At 71.0% G+C, this 16,703-nt stretch carries 16 protein-coding genes; 4 read left to right on the forward strand and 12 right to left on the reverse strand.

What is annotated here, in order from left to right:
- Positions 1-55: 55 nt before the first annotated feature.
- The 11 genes from H7U32_RS00580 to H7U32_RS00630 all read right to left on the reverse strand — a co-directional run bounded on the left by H7U32_RS00580 (position 56) and on the right by H7U32_RS00630 (position 12,182).
- Entirely contained in the window at positions 56-2,527 is a 2,472-nt protein-coding gene (locus H7U32_RS00580; protein ID WP_204467098.1) for a lysylphosphatidylglycerol synthase transmembrane domain-containing protein, read from the reverse strand.
- A 34-nt stretch (positions 2,528-2,561) separates the two neighbouring features.
- A complete protein-coding gene (gene purB / locus H7U32_RS00585; RefSeq protein WP_204467100.1) occupies positions 2,562-3,998 on the reverse strand; it encodes an adenylosuccinate lyase in 1,437 nt (478 codons plus the stop codon).
- A 60-nt stretch (positions 3,999-4,058) separates the two neighbouring features.
- Positions 4,059-5,621: a PGAP1-like alpha/beta domain-containing protein gene (locus H7U32_RS00590; protein ID WP_204467371.1), complete on the reverse strand. Its 1,563-nt coding sequence runs from the start codon at positions 5,619-5,621 to the stop codon at positions 4,059-4,061.
- Positions 5,621-5,923 carry a hypothetical protein gene (locus tag H7U32_RS00595; RefSeq protein ID WP_204467102.1) on the reverse strand — a complete coding sequence of 101 codons (303 nt, stop codon included), beginning with the start codon at positions 5,921-5,923 and terminating at the stop codon, positions 5,621-5,623. The genes H7U32_RS00590 and H7U32_RS00595 overlap by 1 nt, the downstream gene beginning before the upstream one ends.
- A 174-nt stretch (positions 5,924-6,097) precedes the next feature.
- The gene (locus H7U32_RS00600; RefSeq protein WP_204467104.1) at positions 6,098-6,706 is read right to left on the reverse strand and encodes a DUF6466 family protein; all 609 of its coding nucleotides are present in this window, start codon (positions 6,704-6,706) and stop codon (positions 6,098-6,100) included.
- Entirely contained in the window at positions 6,703-7,731 is a 1,029-nt protein-coding gene (locus H7U32_RS00605) for a vWA domain-containing protein (RefSeq protein WP_204467105.1), read from the reverse strand. The genes H7U32_RS00600 and H7U32_RS00605 overlap by 4 nt, the downstream gene beginning before the upstream one ends.
- Positions 7,728-8,816, reverse strand: a complete 1,089-nt coding sequence (locus H7U32_RS00610) for a vWA domain-containing protein (RefSeq protein ID WP_204467107.1) — start codon at positions 8,814-8,816, stop codon at positions 7,728-7,730. The genes H7U32_RS00605 and H7U32_RS00610 overlap by 4 nt, the downstream gene beginning before the upstream one ends.
- Positions 8,813-9,373 carry a hypothetical protein gene (locus H7U32_RS00615; protein ID WP_204467109.1) on the reverse strand — a complete coding sequence of 187 codons (561 nt, stop codon included), beginning with the start codon at positions 9,371-9,373 and terminating at the stop codon, positions 8,813-8,815. The genes H7U32_RS00610 and H7U32_RS00615 overlap by 4 nt, the downstream gene beginning before the upstream one ends.
- Positions 9,370-10,239, reverse strand: a complete 870-nt coding sequence (locus H7U32_RS00620; RefSeq protein WP_239457396.1) for a DUF58 domain-containing protein — start codon at positions 10,237-10,239, stop codon at positions 9,370-9,372. The genes H7U32_RS00615 and H7U32_RS00620 overlap by 4 nt, the downstream gene beginning before the upstream one ends.
- 149 nt (positions 10,240-10,388) lie before the next feature.
- The gene (locus tag H7U32_RS00625; protein ID WP_204467112.1) at positions 10,389-11,447 is read right to left on the reverse strand and encodes an AAA family ATPase; all 1,059 of its coding nucleotides are present in this window, start codon (positions 11,445-11,447) and stop codon (positions 10,389-10,391) included.
- A gap of 36 nt (positions 11,448-11,483) precedes the next feature.
- Positions 11,484-12,182, reverse strand: a complete 699-nt coding sequence (locus tag H7U32_RS00630) for a uracil-DNA glycosylase (RefSeq protein WP_204467114.1) — start codon at positions 12,180-12,182, stop codon at positions 11,484-11,486.
- A 133-nt stretch (positions 12,183-12,315) separates the two neighbouring features.
- On the opposite strand from H7U32_RS00630, the gene H7U32_RS00635 reads away from it, so the two are divergent.
- The 3 genes from H7U32_RS00635 to groL all read left to right on the forward strand — a co-directional run bounded on the left by H7U32_RS00635 (position 12,316) and on the right by groL (position 15,330).
- Complete coding sequence (locus tag H7U32_RS00635; protein ID WP_204467115.1) at positions 12,316-13,038, forward strand: LytR C-terminal domain-containing protein; 723 nt, start codon at positions 12,316-12,318, stop codon at positions 13,036-13,038.
- Between the two features lie 208 nt (positions 13,039-13,246).
- Positions 13,247-13,450: a cold-shock protein gene (locus H7U32_RS00640; protein WP_204467117.1), complete on the forward strand. Its 204-nt coding sequence runs from the start codon at positions 13,247-13,249 to the stop codon at positions 13,448-13,450.
- Positions 13,451-13,701: 251 nt separating this feature from the next.
- Entirely contained in the window at positions 13,702-15,330 is a 1,629-nt protein-coding gene (groL, locus tag H7U32_RS00645; RefSeq protein WP_204467119.1) for a chaperonin GroEL, read from the forward strand.
- A gap of 155 nt (positions 15,331-15,485) precedes the next feature.
- Here the strand turns inward: groL and H7U32_RS00650 are convergent, their stop codons facing one another.
- Complete coding sequence (locus H7U32_RS00650) at positions 15,486-15,779, reverse strand: WXG100 family type VII secretion target (protein ID WP_204467120.1); 294 nt, start codon at positions 15,777-15,779, stop codon at positions 15,486-15,488.
- 191 nt (positions 15,780-15,970) lie between these two features.
- Here H7U32_RS00650 and H7U32_RS00655 point away from each other — a divergent pair, with 191 nt between their 5' ends.
- Entirely contained in the window at positions 15,971-16,657 is a 687-nt protein-coding gene (locus H7U32_RS00655) for a TPM domain-containing protein (protein ID WP_239457375.1), read from the forward strand.
- Positions 16,658-16,703: the final 46 nt, after the last annotated feature.

Below are 16,703 nucleotides of genomic sequence, written 5' to 3' on the forward strand. Positions count from 1 at the left end.
AAACCGCGCATCCGTGGGGTTTTCCGACCCTTCGTCATCGATTGTCCACGCCGATTCACACCAGGTTGTGCCGGTCGAGCCAGCGCATCGCCAGCGCACCCAGCGGGATGCGCAGCCAGTAGAACGCCACGCGGAACACCAGCGTCGCCGACAGCGCCACCGCGCTAGGCACGCCCACGCCGGCGAACGCGAAGGTGAGCGCCGCCTCCACACCGCCCAGGCCGCCCGGCGTCGGCACGGCCGAGCCCAGCGCGTAGGCGAGCATGAACAGGAACACCGTCTCGAGGAGACTCGTGCGTTGGCCGAAGGCCAGCAGCGCCACCCAGAACCCCAGGGCGGTCGCGAGGTTGAGCACCAGCATGCCGGCCACGCTCACCGCCAGCTGGCGGGGCTGGCTGAGCACGTCGGCCAGCTGGCGCACATACGCGCCGACCAGCGGCAGCAGCCGTTCGATGACCAGATGGCGCAACGGCGGCACCATCATCGCCACGGCGGCGGCCATCGCGAGCACGCCGATCACCACGATGAGCGTGTTCGCGGGGATCATGCCCGTCAACGCGTTATGGCCGGTGAACAGGCCGAGCAGCAGGATGAGCGCGACCGTGCCGCCATAGTAGACGGCGAGCACGGCGCTCATGATGGCCGTGGCCTTGGTGTTGCGGTAGCCGCTGCGGCGCAGGTACTGCAGGTTGACGAAGGCGGGGCCCACGCCCGCCGGCATCGAGACGACCGTGAACCCGGCGGCCGCCTGCGACATGAACAGGCCCATCGGCGTACGCTTGCCCCGGTCCATGAACGCGCCCAGCTCGATGGCCGAGCCGACCCAGGCGACGAAGCCCAGCGCCACGCAGATCAGCGCCATCACCGGATTCGCGTTCCTGACGGCGGCGATCACCTCGTCCGGCTTGAGCTGGGTGAACACGACGGCCACGGCCACGACGAGCAGCGCCAGGCCCACGAAGGAGCGCAGCGAGAACCGGCTGATCGTCACCGGCTCCATCGTCTCCGCCACCGCCTCGTCCACCAGCGCCTTGAGCCGGTCGCGCAGCTGCGCGAGCAGTGTCTTGTCCCACTGCGCAAGGGCGCGCGTGGCGGCCGGCACCGCCGCCTTCTGCACGAAGGGAGCCAGCGAGGCCAGCTCGCCGTCGCTCCAGGTGGCGCGGGCGGCCGCCAGCGTGCGGTCGACGCCGATGAGCGCGGCGAGCAGGGCGAGCAGCTGCACCTGGTCGAGCGCCACATTGGCGGGGGTGCTCGCATCGTCGCCGTTCTGCCAGCCGGCGAGGATGGGCGTGCCGCTTTCCAGCCGGGCCAAGGTGGCGGGCGCGATGCGCCGGTGCGTGTAGCCGTGGCGGTTCGCCACCGACAGGTAGCGCATGAGGCCCGCCGCGTCGTCGTCCGTCAGCGTGTTGAGATTGCAAGGCGTCATCGCTTCGGCGCCGCGCAGCACCAGGATCGAGGATTCGCCGGTGTCCGCGATGCCGTAGGCCTCCGGCGTGGGCAGCCCCGCGTTCCGCAGTCCCAGCATCATGCCCAGATGATGCTGGGTGACCTCGCGCGTGGACCGGTCGCGGCGCGTGGGCATGCCGGTGAAACGCACCCAGTGCCACAGCTGGCGCAGATAGCCGGCGGCGCGCACCTGGCTGTCGAGCACGGAGACGACGTAGCTGCGGCCGTGCCGGTCGGTCATGTCATAGATGCGCGACCCCTCGACCAGGTCGTCGTCCAATGTGGCGCCGAGCGAGCCGCCCGGCTCGCCCACCTCGTGGCGGCGCTCCAAGGAGACCGGGTCGAGGCCGATGCCGCGCAGCGCCTCGACGACCTGCCCTCCCCAGGCGCCCTGGTTCTCGGTGCCGGCCGCGAACCGCACCAGCATGCCGATGAAACGCCCGGTGGCCAGGGACACGAGCACGCCCGCCACCGAATGCCAGGAGAGCACGACGAGCAGCAGCGCCACCGCGCACAGGATGGTCCAGCCCCATTTGACGGTCGCGCGGATGCGCCGGGGGCCGGCGGCGGTCAGGAACGCGGCGATGCCCGCGTAGAAGTCGGGCAGCAGCGTGGAGCCGAACGCGGTGACCGGAGACAGCAACGCGGTGGCCAACGCCGGCAGCGGCACCGCGGAGATCGCCAGCGACAGTCCCCAGGCGGCCGCGTAGCCGCCGAACATCGCGACGATCGCGGCGACGGTCTGCGCCCATTGCCGGCCCACGAGCAGGTGGACGATGACCGAGACGACGACCGCGACCGTCGCCAGCTGCGTGAGCATCGAGGCGGGCAGGTCCGCCAGCCAGCTGAGCGCATGGCCGGCGTGCTGCACGTCGCTTTCCACGCCCATCGTGATGCCGCGCAGATAGGTGGCGAAGAACATGATGACGGCCGCGAGCAGCACGGAGGCCGCCGCGTGCAGCAGGTCGCCGAAGTCGTGCGTGCGGTGCGGGGGAACGTCGTCGATGCGAACGCCGCCGCTCCCGTCGGGCGGGCAGGCGGCGGCGTTCTCGGCGACGGCAGGGTCGTCGTGGGCGCTCATAGGTGGGTGCAGCCTCGATTCGACGTCGGATGGGTCAGCGGTCGAAGTCGACGAGCCTGGCGGCCACGCCGGTGTAGGTGGCGGGGGTCAGTGCCTTGAGCCGGGCGGCGGTGGCGGGGTCGAAGGACTGCTCGTCGATGAAGGCCTCCACCTGCTCGCGGCTGATCTCATGGCCGCGCATGAGCTGCTTGACCTTCTCGTACGGCTTGTCCATGCCGGGCAGCCCCCTGAGCTCGCAGGCGCGCATCGCGGTCTGGATCGGCTCGCCGAGCACCTCCCAGTTCGAGTCGAGCTCGCGTTCGATGACGATCCGGTTCGGGTGGATGGACTCCAGGCCGCCCATGAGGTTGTCGAGGGCGAGCAGCGAGTAGCCCAGGGCGGAGCCGATGTTGCGCTGAGTGGTGGAGTCGGTCAGGTCGCGCTGCCAGCGGGACTCGACCAGCGTGGCGGACAGCGTGTCCAGCAGCGAGCAGGAGAGCTCCAGGTTCGCCTCCGCGTTCTCGAAGCGGATCGGGTTGACCTTGTGCGGCATCGTGGAGGAGCCCGTGGCACCCTTGACCGGCACCTGCGCGAACACGCCGCGCGAGATGTACATCCACACGTCCACGCACAGATTGTGCATGATGCGGTTCGCATGGGCCACGGTGGAGTACAGCTCCGCCTGCCAGTCATGGCTTTCGATCTGCGTGGTCAGCGGATTCCAGGTCAGCCCCATGCGCTCGGTGACGAACTCGCGCGACACCGCGATCCAGTCCACGTCCGGGCAGGCGGCCAGATGCGCGCCGAAGGTGCCGGTGGCGCCGTTGATCTTGCCCAGGTACTCCTGCGCCTCCAGATGGCGCAGCTGGCGGGTCAGGCGGTACACGTACACCGCCAGCTCCTTGCCTAGCGTGGTGGGCGTGGCCGGCTGGCCGTGCGTCAGGGACAGCAGCGGCATGTCGCGGTACTCGTCCGCCTTGCCCGCCAGATGGTCGATGATGCGGCGGTAGGCCGGCAGCCACACCTGCTCCATCGCGTTCTTCACGCAGCGGGCGATGGACAGGTTGTTGATGTCCTCCGAGGTGCAGGCGAAATGCACGAGCGTCTTGAGGCGGTCGTCGAGATGCGTGAGCTCGGCCGGGGCCTTGTCGATCTGGTCGTCGATGTAATACTCCACGGCCTTCACATCATGGTGGGTGACGGCCTCGTGGGCGGCGTGCGCGGCGATGCCCTCGGCGCCGAAGTCCTCGGGGATGGCGCGCAGGAACGCCTGCTCGGCCTCGGTGAACGGGGCCACGCCCTCGACGATGGGCTGGTTGCCGTTGCCATCGAAGCCGTTGGCCAGCAGGATCATCCACTCGACCTCCACGCGCATGCGTTCGCGGTTGAGGGCGGGCTCGCTCAGATACTCCACCAGCGGGGCGGTCTGGCGGTGGTACCGGCCGTCGAGGGAGGTCAATGCGATTGCGGGGGTGATGTCGGTGAGCTTCATGCCTCACAAGGGTAGCGCCACCCCGCGAAGGGGCCGCGGCCCGTCCCGGCCCCGCCCGGCTCAGCCGGGGACCAGGGGCCTGGGAGGGTCGGTCTTGGCGGGCGCCAGGTCGGCGCCCTGCTGCATGCGGCCCTCGAAGTAGCGGGTCTCGGCCAGGTCCCCGGTGACGATGCCGGCGAAATGCTCCTCGTGCGCGGCCACGGCGGGCGAGCCCAGGTCGGTGGCGTTGCGGTAGGCGGCCTGATGGTATTTGAGCCAGTGGGTGATCTCCTTGCCTTCGAGGGAGTCGGCGACGGGCGCCGCGTCGTACGGGGTGGGCGCGGCGCCGTACGGGGTGGCGTCGGAAGGGCCCGCGGCCTCGGCGGGGGCCGGGCTGGTGGTGCCGCGGACCGTCAGCCAGGTGTCGGTGACGGGATTCTGGGCGCCGTCGAGCGCGGCGACGAGCTCGTCGTCGATCTCGATGCTCGTCACCCACGTCTTGTCCGGGATCGGATGGTTCGCCACCGGCGAGCCGGCGGTCACCACATGCCGGATGTCGAAGCGGTCCGCCTGGTCGGCGGCGACGGCCGCGGCCACGATGCCTCCCTGGGAGTGACCGATGAGCGCCACCGGCTCGTCGTCGGGGATGCCGGCCATCTCCATCGCCTCGACGACCATGCGCGCGCTGTCCGCCTGCCGGCGCCGCTCGGCGTCCGAGCTCATGAGCTCCACGTTCTGGGGCCACCCGAACGGCGAATTGGCTTTGCCATCCGTGCCGGGGATGGTGACCAGCCAGGAGGAGGAGCCGTCCGGCTGCCGGTAGCGCTGCACCGCGATGGTCGCGTAGGACAGTCCGGAGTCGAGGTCGATCTTGCCGAGCCGTTCCTCGGCCAGACGGCGCAGGTTCTCCAACGACTCGGCCACCGAGGACGAGGCGCGGACCACGTCGGTGCGCGCGGTGACCTCGCGCACCGTCAGCGCGCTGCCCTGGATGGCGCCGTGCACCGGCGCGGACACCGTGGCGATGCGCCCGGCCGCCGTGTTCACCTCGTCGGTGCGCGCCACGCCTTTGCCTGGCGCGACGCCGCCGACCAACGCGCCCGCGCCGCTCATCAGCCCCTCCTGCGCCCAGGCGGTGGCGTCCAGGGCGTGGATCGGGTTGAGCCGGCCTTCCTTGATCGAACCGACCACCAGTCCTCCTGCGGCGAGGGCCGCGGTGCCCGCCGCCGCATAGCTGGGTTTGAGCTGCACGCCCGCCTGCACCAGCTCGGTGACCGTCCGCCTGGCGTTCGACTCCGCCTCCTCGTAGAGCTGGTGGGCACGCACCAGCAGCGCCGCCATCGCCTTGAGCTCCTCGCCGACGCGTTCGCAGGAGGCGGCGTGGCGCTCGCATTCCGAGCCCAACGCGTCATAGGGGAGCATCTCGTGGCCGGCCGGGCTGGCATGGCCGGAAATCGCCGGGCACAGCGGCACGTCGGCGCGCTGCGCCCGCAGGCGGATCATCGTGGTCGTCCACGTTTCCGAACGCGCACGGAGACGGTCGCCGGCGTCGTCCAGGGCCGTCGCCGCAGCACGGTACTCCTCCAGGTCGGCCGGGGCCAGCCTGCGGCCGCCCTGGACACTCGCCCTCACCTGCCAGCCCATCACGCACCCGCCGTATCCGCGAGCCGCAGCGTGGCGCCCGCGTCCACGTCGAGTCCGTCGATCGGAGCGCGCATGCCGTCCAGCCGTTCGCGGAACAGGTCCGCGGCGGCGCCCTCCCACACGATGGACCGGGACGAGGCGATGGCGGCCAGCGCCCCGTCGCAATCCAGCGCGGTGCCGGCCGCCGCGGAGCTGACCAAGGCCCGGCCCTCGGCCACCACCACATGGCATCTGCACCCTGGGGCGGCGAAGGCCGTGCCCTGGGGTGCGAAGGGCGACGGCGCCGGTTGGAATGCGCTCATGCCTCCATCCAACCGTGCCGGCGGGGGTGCCTCCAGTCCGCCAGGGCATTGTGGTCGGATCCCCGGTTCCGGGCGTGTCGTCCACAATCGTTGGGGACAGGCGGACGGCCCGTCCACAATCGGGGGAAAGGCAGGGCGCGGCAAACTGTCCGGCGCGTCAGCGGGGAACCGGCGTCACCACGGCTTGGCCGTCTGGGACGACGTTTGGTCGCCTTGCGAACCCCGTTCCCCGGACTCGTCGCCGGCGTCGCCCTGCCCGTCGCTGGGGGGAGCGGACCGCTGGTTCGAGGCGAGCAGATCCTCCACCTGCCGGCGTTGCTCGGCGGTCAGGCCGCCGCCCTGCCCGCCGCCGTTCTGCGCCTGCGCGGCGAGCTTCTCGGAGGTGTCCGCCTGGCCCTTGGCCTGCTGGCGCGCCTTCGCGATGCGTTCGGTGAGGGTACGGGAGACCTCCGCGTTGCGCGCGATGGCATCCCTGAGCGGCGGCGCCAGCACGGGGGAGAGGGCCTGCGCGTCGGCGAACTGCGCGTCGGTCTGCCGCTGGCTCGCCTCCAAGGTGTCGAGGTCGGCGTCGTCCTTGGCCGCCTGCTTGAGATTCGAGGTCAGCGTGGCGGTGGCCTGCCCATAGGAGGAGTCGGCCGCGAGATTCACGCCGGCCAGCGTGGCCACGGCGGCCAGCAGCGCGGCCGCCACGCCCAATGCGATGCGCGCGGCGAGCGGGGCCCGCGCCCTCCGGCGCGCCCCGGTGGCGTTCGCTTCGGTCCGTGCGGTGGCCGTCCGGCTCATAGCAGCCTCCTCGAGGTGACGATCATCGCCCCGGCCTCCCAGGCCAGCAGCGCGACCAGCGCGATCGCGAACGGCCAGACCACGGGCGTGGTCCGGGTGCGCGTCTTGGCGGTTTCGGTGACGGCGTACCGCTCCGAGCGCGTGGCCGAGACGGCGGCCGTGGCCGTCGTGCCGGAGTCCAGGCGCACATAGGCGCCGCCCATCTCGTCGGCGATGGCTTTGAGGTTCGCCTCGTCCATCCTGGAGACGCCGGGCTGCCCGGTGGCCGGGTCGGTGGCCCAGCGCTGGCCGTCGTCCGGCGCGCCGGACGCCCCGGCCTCGATAAGCGGCACCTGGCCACCTTCGGTCGAGCCGACGCCAAGCGTGAACGCGTCGTCGGCGTAGCGGCGCAGCGAGGAGAACGTGCGGCGCGTGCGTGCCGACGTCTGCTCGCCGTCGGTGATGACATACACCACGATCGCGTCGTCGGGGTGCTGTTCGCGGATGGACTTGAGCTCCAGCAGCAGCTGGTCCACGGGCGCGTCCAGCGAGGATCCCGCCGAGGCGTCCGTCGGCTCCGGCGCCAGCGTGGCCGCCCAGTTGCGGATGGCCAGCGCGTCCGGCGTCAGTGGCACGTCCAGCGTGCCCGAGGCGCCGAAGCGCACCGCCGCGAAGCTCGCGTCCTGGTAGCGCTGGGTCAGGTCGTCCACGGCCCGCCTGGCCGCGTCGAGGCGCGTCATGCGCTCCTCGGAGCCGTACTGGGCGTCGTCCACCGCCATCGACCCGGTCACGTCCACCGCCAGCACCACATCCGTCGCGTTCACCACGCGGCTGGCGGTGCGCGAGACGACGCTCGGCGTCAGCAGCATCACCGCGGCCAGCAGACAGACGAGCACGCGGCGCACGCAGGCGGCTGCGGCCTCGTCGCTGGCGCCGCGGCGGCGCACATGGAGCACGACCTCGGCAACGGCCATCGCCAGCATCGCCGCCGCCAGCAGACCGCCAGCCACCCAGCCGAGCGAAGGGGACAAGGTGAGACCGTTCATCGTCTGAGCCTCCAGACCGCCGTCAGCCACACGGCCACCATGGCGACCAGCGCCAGCGTCCACCAGCCGGGCGCGTCCACCAGCGCCGCCTGGTCGTCCCGGCGCTCCTCGGCCTGGCGGCGCGTGTCGATCCGGCGCACCAGGGATTCGACATCCTCGCCGCCCGACCGGGGCAGGAACACGCCGCCATGCGATTCGATGCCCGTGCGCATCGCCTTCGTGCGCGCGTCGGACTCGGCGGAGGCGGGGCCGGAATACAGGCCGTCCACCGTGATGCCCGCCTGGCGCGTCAGGTCGAGCGCCGCGTCCAGCGTGTACGTGGGATTGCCGGACACGACGTTGTCGGTGGCCAGCACGATCGAGGCGGCGCGGTGGCGCGCCGAATCCTTCTGCCCGTCCTGCCCGTCGGAACCGGCCTGGGCCGTGCCGTAGGCGAATCCGGGCAGCATCGCCGCGCAGGAGACGACGCCGTCGCCGATGAGCGAGGTCTCGTCCTTGCGGTTCTGCGTGCCGTCCAGCCAATCGGAGATCCGCTGGTAGTCGCGCTCGCTCATCCGGTCGATGCTGTCCTGGGAGGTGACGCCCTTGAGCACGCGGCTCGCCTCCTCGAGCTGGCGGGTGACCAGGTCGTAGTCGTCGGTGAGCGGGAACACGGTGCGCGAGGTCGAGTTGAAGATGCTCATGCCGATGCGTTCGCCCTCGAAGCGTTTCACCAGGTCGAGGTAGGTGTCGATGACCTCGCGGTCATAGGGCAGCGTGGAACCGGAGACGTCGAGGCAGAGCACGATGTCACGGCTCGCCGAGCGCTCCTGGCCGCGGTCCACCGTCGAGGGACGCGCCACCAGCGCCACCGCCAGCGCCAACGCGAGCGCCAACGCCACCGCGGCGAGGCGGCCCAGCCAACGCCACTGGCGGAACAGCCGCGACGCCTCCGGGGTGTTGAGGTCGTCGTCCAAGGAGAACGCGCGCGCGGCCTCGCCCTTCGCCCTGCGGCGCAGCGACGGCCCCGCGACGAGCGCGATGGCCGCCAGCGCCGCCAGGGCCGCCGCCAGCGCGGCCCACGGCCAATGCCATGACAGGATCATCGGCGCCACCTTTCGATCAGGGAGGAAACCCAGCCGGCCGCCTCCTCGACGGTGACGGCGCCGGCGCGCGCGTCCGCCGTCTGGTCGGCGAACTCGGGCGGGTACAGCGCCGTCACCGTCACGCGCAGCAGGTCGAGCCCCTGGCGGTCGGCCGAGGTGCGCGGCGCCCCCGCGATATCGGCCAGCGTGCTGGACGTCAGGTCCCGGCCCGAGGCCTGGGACGCGAAGTCGCGGGCGATGGCCGCGAGCTCGTTGAACGCCTCCTGGCGTTCCAAGGCGCCGGCGCGATGCCGGGCCAACACGTCGTCGACGCGCCGGCGCCACAGGTCCTTGTCACCGCCGGTGGCATGGGCGCCGCGGGCGGCCGGCTTGGGGGCCCTGCGGCGCGGACGCGACAGCACCGCCGCCAGCGCCACGCACAGCGCCGCGGCCGCCAGTGCGGCGACCAGCACCACCGCGAGGACGCCGGAGACCTCAGGCGAGGCGGCCGGACGCAGGTCGTCGGTTCTGACAGCGGCCAGAAGGGTGGCCGAGGCCACCGGGGACAGCCAGATCATCGGGCATCACCCGCCGCCGCCAGCGCTCCGCGCGGCACCGCCGGCGAGGAGCCGGCCACCGCGCGCGAGACCATCGCCACGAACGCGTCGAACATCGCCTCGCTGGAACCGGCCCGGATCATGCGGGACCCCGAGCGCGCCAGCTCGCGCTCCACCATCGCCGCCACCGCCTCGCGGTGCGTGGTCACCTCCGCCTGCGTGCGCGCGGTGCGCAGGAACGCGGGCACGCGCCGCGCGCCCGCCCCGTCCGCCACCGCGGCGTAGCCTTGCGGTGCCCTGGCGGCGAAAGGATTGAGCGTCGCCACGTCGATGAGCACCACCGGATGCGTGCGCGCGATGCGCCGGAGCGCCTCGAGATGCCGCCGGCCCAGCGCATGCTCGTCCGTCGCCAGCACCACCAGCGCCTCCCGGTCCTTGATGCGGCGCGCGTAGTCCAGCAGCGCGTCGATGTTGCGCGGCTGGTTCCAATCCCGTTCCAACGCGCCGTCCAAGGCGCGGCCGAACTGGGCGAAGCCGCCGGTGAACGGCACGCGCGTGATGCTCGCCGCGTCGGCGAACACCAGCGAGATCGTGTCCGCCCGGCGCAACGACAGCGCGGCGAACATGCGCAGACCGTTCGCCGCCACCTCCAGCGCGCGCTCTCCGGAAGGGCAGATCCCCGTCATCTCACGGCCCACGTCCATGAGCAGCCACACGCGCGAGGTCACCAGACGCTCGCGGTTGACCACCATCGGACGTCCCATGCGCGCGCTGGTCTTCCAATCGATGAGCCGGGCCTCATCGCCGGGCTCGTAGACGCGCGCGTCCATCATGTCGCCCGAGCCCAGCGGGCGGTGCGAGGCATGCTCGCCCTCCACCACGCCCAGCGCCTTGCGCACCGTCGGCAGGCTCAGCCGCGTGCCCAGCGCCTCGATGCGGCGCCGGATCTCGGCCGACCGGTCCCCGCCGCCGTTCCCGGGCGAGGCCGCGGCGGGCGGGGGAACGACCGGGGCGGACCCCGGCTTCCTCCTTGCGATCATGGGACCGGGACCGCCTGCACGATGCGGTCGATGACCTGGTCGGCGGACACGCCGTCCGCCAGCGCTTCGAAGGTGAGGATGATGCGGTGGCGCAGCGCCTCGGCCGCGAAGGTCTTGACGTCCTCCGGCACCACATAGTCGCGGCCCGACAGCAGCGCGTGCGCCTGGCCGATGCGCACCAGGGCGATCGAGGCGCGCGGCGAGGCGCCCAGCCGCACCAGCGAGGCCAGGCCCTGCACCGGATGCGAGCCCAGGCCGCGCGACGTGGCCGCCAGATCCACCGCGTACGCCATGATCGCGTCCGACACATGCACGCGCTTGGCCGCCGCGCGCAGGAACTCCACGTCCTGGATCGCGATGGTGTCCGACACCGGCTGCGAAGGGTCGATGGTGTCCGAGCCGCGGCGCACCAACAGCCGCAGCATGCGCTGCTCCTCGTCCGCCGAGGGGTACGTCATCACCGCCTTCATCATGAAACGGTCCATCTGCGCCTCGGGCAGCGCGAACGTGCCCTCCTCCTCGACCGGGTTCTCGGTGGCGATGACCATGAACGGGCGGGGCAGCGGGATGCGCTCGCCGCCGATCGTCGTGGCGCCCTCGGCCATCGCCTCGAGCATCGCGGACTGCGTCTTCGCGTTCGAACGGTTGATCTCGTCGAGCAGCACGAAGTTCGCATGGATCGGACCGATCTGCGTGGTGAAGCGCTGCGAGGCGAAGTCGAAGACCTGCGTGCCCACGAGGTCCGAGGGCATGAGGTCCGGCGTGCACTGCACGCGCTTGAACGTGCCGGAGACGGAGGTGGCCAGCGTCTGCGCGGCCGTCGTCTTCGCCAGGCCCGGCACCGATTCGATGAGGATGTGGCCGCCGGCCACCATCGTCAGGATCAGCGATTCGCGCAGCTTGGTCTGGCCGACGAGCGTCGCGTCGAAGCGCGCGCGCACGCGGTCGGCCAACGCCTTCGCACGCGACAGGTCGTCCTGGCCGATCGCCGTGGCGGCCGCGGGGACCGGCGCGGGGGGCGCGGGCTGGGGGAACTTCGGAGGGAAAAGCGTCATGCCACCACGGTAACAAGCCGCGGTGACGCCGCTGCGCTACGGCAGGCGCCAGTCGACCCCCTGGGCGCCCATCCGGGCCAGGGCCTCGTTGGCGCGGGAGAAGGGACGCGACCCGAAGAACCCGCGCGAGGCGGACAGCGGCGAGGGATGCGCGGACTTGATGATGAACGCGTTGGTGAGCAACGGCTCCAGGCTCTGCGCGTTGCGCCCCCACAGGATCGCGACCAGCGGCCGGGGACGGCCGTCGGCGTCCACACGGGCGTTGAGCGCGCGGATCGCGGCCTCGGTGACCTCCTCCCAGCCCTTGCCCTGATGGCTGTTCGGCCGTCCCACGCCCACCGTCAGGCACCGGTTGAGCAGCATCACGCCGCGTTCGGTCCACGGGGTCAGGTCGCCGTTGCTCGGCATCGGCACGCCCAGGTCCTCGGTCAGCTCCTTGTAGATGTTGACGAGGCTTTTCGGCAGCGGGCGCACGTCCGGCGCCACGCAGAAGCTCAGCCCCACCGGATGACCGGGCGTCGGGTAGGGGTCCTGGCCCACGATGAGCACCTTGATCGAATCGAAGGGGATCGTGAACGCGCGCAGGATGTTGCGGCTCGCCGGCAGCCAGGGGCGGCCCGCGGCGGTTTCGGCGCGCAGGAAATCGCCCATGCGGTGCACGGTCGGCTCCACGTCGGCCAGCGCCGCGGCCCAGCCCGGCTCCACGAGGTCCTTGAGCGGTTTGATGGTGGTCATGGGCCCCACTGTAATCAGGCCCCCTAATCGTGCATATCCGGTGCCTGTCGCCGAGGCGCTCCGCTCCGGTGGCGGGCACCGGCTAAACTGGGTTGGTTGGATCGCATGTGCAATGAAGGAAAGGCCCCAAGCGATGGCGAACAACGACTTCGACAACAAGGGCGGCTACGAACGCGACGTCTTCGACACCCCTCCCGCCGGTCCCGCCGGCGTCCACCGCGGCAACCGTTCCGCGGCGGCGCGGGCGCTGCCGTTCGTCGTCATCGTGGTGGTGGCCGCGTTGTGCGGCATGCTCGCCTGGGGTTGGTTCTCCGGCGAGCTTGGCAACATCCGCTGGCCGTGGCAGCCGGCGACGACCTCCCAGGCCGCCTCCGACGGCGCCTCCAAGGACAAGGGGAAGACGAAGGACGAGGGGAAGGCCAAGGACCAGGCCTCCGACCAGTCCGCCGAGGGCGACGCCTCCGCCGACGGGGACGCCTCCGCCACTCCGGACGCCCAGCAGGACGCCTCCGCCAGCCAGGACCAGCAGACCCCCCAGGACACGCAGGCGCAGCAGCCGGCCGAACAACCGCAGCAGCCGGCCGCGACGGTGGACAAGGCCACCGCCGTGCGCGTCGTCAACGGCACGCGCATCAACGGCTACGCGGCGAGCAAGGCCGCCCAGCTCCAGGGCTCCGGCTACACCGCCGTCTCCGCCGGCAACCCGACCGGCACGCTGCCCTCGTCCACCGTGGTGTGGTACCAGAGCGAGGCGCAGAAGGCCACGGCCGAGGATGTGGCCGCCACGCTCGGCATCGCCAATGTGCAGCAGCTGGCCAACATCTCCGCCCCCGTGGTGGTCGTGCTCATGAGCTGACCCGGCGGACCTCGCCGCCTTATGCGCGGGGCGGCCGGATGTGCTCCGTCACACAGTTTTCCTTCCTCCAATGGTACGAAATCCGGTGTTTCCGCCCGACGACCCAGTACAATAGGTGTGCAGTCGCGAGGCGGGGGGAGCGCGATGTTGTCTGAGCCATGCTCCCCCTGTATGCCGACGCGGCGTTATGGGATTAAGGAATGAGATTATGGCACAGGGCACTGTGAAGTTCTTCAGCGCAGGCAAGGGGTATGGCTTCATCAACCCCGACGACGGCGGCGATGACGTCTTCGTGCATTACTCGGTCATCCAGCAGGATGGCTTCAAAACGCTGAACGAGGGGGATAGGGTCGAATACGAGGTCGAGAAGGGCCCGAAGGGCTGGCAGGCCACGAAGGTCACCAAGCTCTGAGGACTGGCCCCTCCCGCTGACACCCGCCCGGTCTCGGACCGGAACCCCTTGGATGAACGCCCCGGTCGGTACGACGGGGCTTTTTTGTTGCTCAGGGCGCAATCGCGGCGTCGATGTTGGCACTCTCCGGGGGCGAGTGCTAAGGTGTCGGTTAGCACTCGGGGCAGGGGAGTGATAACCGGCAGCTGACGGCCGGCGAGACGCCCGGCCCCAGGTGGAAGAAGACCGCACAGCCATATGGAGGAACACAGATGGCAAAGATCATTGCGTACGATGAGGATGCACGCCAGGGCATGCTGGCCGGCCTCGACAAGCTCGCCAACACCGTGAAGGTCACCCTGGGCCCCAAGGGCCGCAACGTCGTGCTGGACAAGACCTACGGCGCCCCGACCATCACCAACGACGGCGTGTCCATCGCCAAGGAGATCGACCTCGAGGATCCGTACGAGCGCATCGGCGCCGAGCTGGTCAAGGAAGTCGCCAAGAAGACCGACGACGTCGCCGGCGACGGCACCACCACCGCCACCGTGCTGGCCCAGTCCCTGGTCCACGAGGGCCTGAAGAACGTGGTCGCCGGCTCCAACCCGATCGCGCTGCGCCGCGGCATCGAGAAGGCCGCCGACGTCATCGTCAAGGAGCTCGTCAACGCCGCCAAGGACGTCGAGACCAAGGAGCAGATCGCCGCCACCGCCACGATCTCCGCCGCCGATCCCGAGGTCGGCGAGAAGATCGCCGAGGCCCTGGACAAGGTCGGCCAGGACGGCGTCGTGACCGTCGAGGACAACAACCGCTTCGGCCTGGACCTCGACTTCACCGAGGGCATGCGCTTCGACAAGGGCTACATCGCCCCGTACTTCGTGACCAGCGCCGAGGACCAGACCGCTGTGCTCGAGGATCCCTACATCCTCCTGACCTCCGGCAAGGTCTCCTCCCAGCAGGATGTGGTGCATGTGGCCGAGCTGGTCATGAAGACCGGCAAGCCGCTGCTCATCATCGCCGAGGACGTCGACGGCGAGGCGCTGCCGACCCTGATCCTCAACAACATCCGCGGCACCTTCAAGTCCTGCGCCGTCAAGGCCCCGGGCTTCGGCGACCGCCGCAAGGCGATGCTGCAGGACATGGCCATCCTGACCGGTGCCCAGGTCGTCTCCGACGAGCTCGGCCTCAAGCTGGACTCCATCGATATGTCCGTGCTCGGCTCCGCCAAGAAGGTCATCGTCTCCAAGGACGAGACCACCATCGTCTCCGGCGCCGGCTCCAAGGAGGACGTGGCCGCCCGCGTCTCCCAGATTCGCGCCGAGATCGAGAACACCGACTCCGACTACGACCGTGAGAAGCTGCAGGAGCGTCTGGCCAAGCTGGCCGGCGGCGTGGCTGTCATCAAGGTCGGCGCTGCCACCGAGGTGGAGGCCAAGGAGCGCAAGCACCGCATCGAGGACGCCGTGCGCAACGCCAAGGCCGCCATCGAGGAGGGCCTGCTGCCCGGCGGTGGCGTGGCCCTGGTCCAGGCCGCCAAGAAGGCCGAGACCGACGAGGCCATCACCTCGCTGACCGGCGAGGAGGCCACCGGCGCCGCCATCGTGTTCCGCGCGATCGAGGCCCCGATCAAGCAGATCGCCGAGAACGCCGGCGAGTCCGGCGACGTCGTCATCGCCAAGGTCCGCGAACTCGCGGACGGCGAGGGCTTCAACGCCGCCAACGGCAAGTACGAGGACCTCATGGCTGCCGGCGTGACCGACCCGGTCAAGGTGACCCGTTCCGCCCTGCAGAACGCCGCCTCCATCGCCGGCCTGTTCCTGACCACCGAGGCCGTCGTCGCCAACAAGCCGGAGCCCGCTCCGGCCGCCGGCGCCAACAACGGCGGTGACATGGGCTACTGACCGCCCGTCCGCGATTGACGCACCGCTTCGCCGCCCCCTACGGGGCGGTGGAGCCATCGGAACCCCGCCCACGCGCATAAGCGCTTGGGCGGGGTTCCCGCGTTTCGCGGGCGGCAGGCGGGGCAGCGGGCGACAGGCGTGCGCGTCCATCGCCGTCAGCCCATCGCGAACAGGCGCGTGGCTTGCGACTCGGCGTCGGAGTAGACCGCCGAGGCCTGCGCCAGCGCCGCCTGGATGGACTCGAGCGAGGCCTCCATCTGCTGCTGCGCCGCACGCCACTGCGCGGCCGCCGAGGCGAACTGCGTGGCGGCGACGCCGCGCCAGGCCTCCTCGAGCGCGGTGAGGTTGGTGTACATGCCGCCCACCGCCTGCCTGATCTGGCCCACCGAGGCGCTCACCGCCGCGCTGGATGACTGGATCCTCTCCGGATCGACTGTGTACTGGGGCATCGTCGCTTCCTTTCCTTCGGGTGTGTCGCTTCGTTGCCGTGCCCGGGCGGCGGCCGTTCCGCTTGGCGGAACCGGCCGCTAAGGTGGAGCCTATGGCATCTGCGAATCGAGCGACAGCCCCGCGGGGCATTGTGGTCGGATCCTCGGCTCCGGGCGTGTCGCGCCCGGCGGCGTGGACGCACGGCGGTGTGATGGCGCGGCTTCTCGGCATGCTGCTGGCATGCGCCTTGGCGATGTGGGCCGCGCCCTGCGCGCTGGCCGACGGCGATGGGGGCGACGCCGCGCCGGCGGAGCCCGGCGCGGCCGCCACCACGCTCACCGACGACGTGACCGACACCGAGAACCTGCTGGGCGCCAGCGCGTCCAAGGTCACCGACGCCATCGAACGGACCGACAGGGAGACCGGCGCGCACGTCAAACTTGTGTTCGTCGACAGCTTCAACGCCGAGCACGGCCAGAAGCCCGAGGACTGGGCCTCGCAGCTGCTGGAGTCCACCAAACCGCAACCGAACACCGTGATGCTGGCCGTGGCCTCCGGCGACGGCAACCTCGTGGTCGTCGTCTCCTCGAACTCCGACGAATGGCTGCGCGACCGCGGCACCGTCGACGCGCTGTCCGAGGCGGCCGCCGAGCCGCTGACCGACGGCGGACAGGATTGGGCCGGCTCCGCGCTGGCGATGATGGAACAGCTGCGGCAGGCCAAGCGCACCGCCACCTCCACGCGGCTGTCCACGGCGGGTGTCGTCGCGATGGGGGCGTCATTGGCGGCGTTGGTCGTCATCGCCGCCGTGATGGTTGTCGTGCGGCGCCGCCGCGAGGTGGCCGCGGACGCCAAGCGCGAGGAGGAGTCCGACGCCCCCGACCGATCCCTCAACTGACAGCGGACATTCAGAAAACCTCCAGCAACCGAGGCCAAGCTGGGAG

This window comes from Bifidobacterium pullorum subsp. saeculare, from assembly GCF_016899725.1.
GTDB classification, from domain to species: Bacteria; Actinomycetota; Actinomycetes; order Actinomycetales; family Bifidobacteriaceae; genus Bifidobacterium; species Bifidobacterium pullorum_C.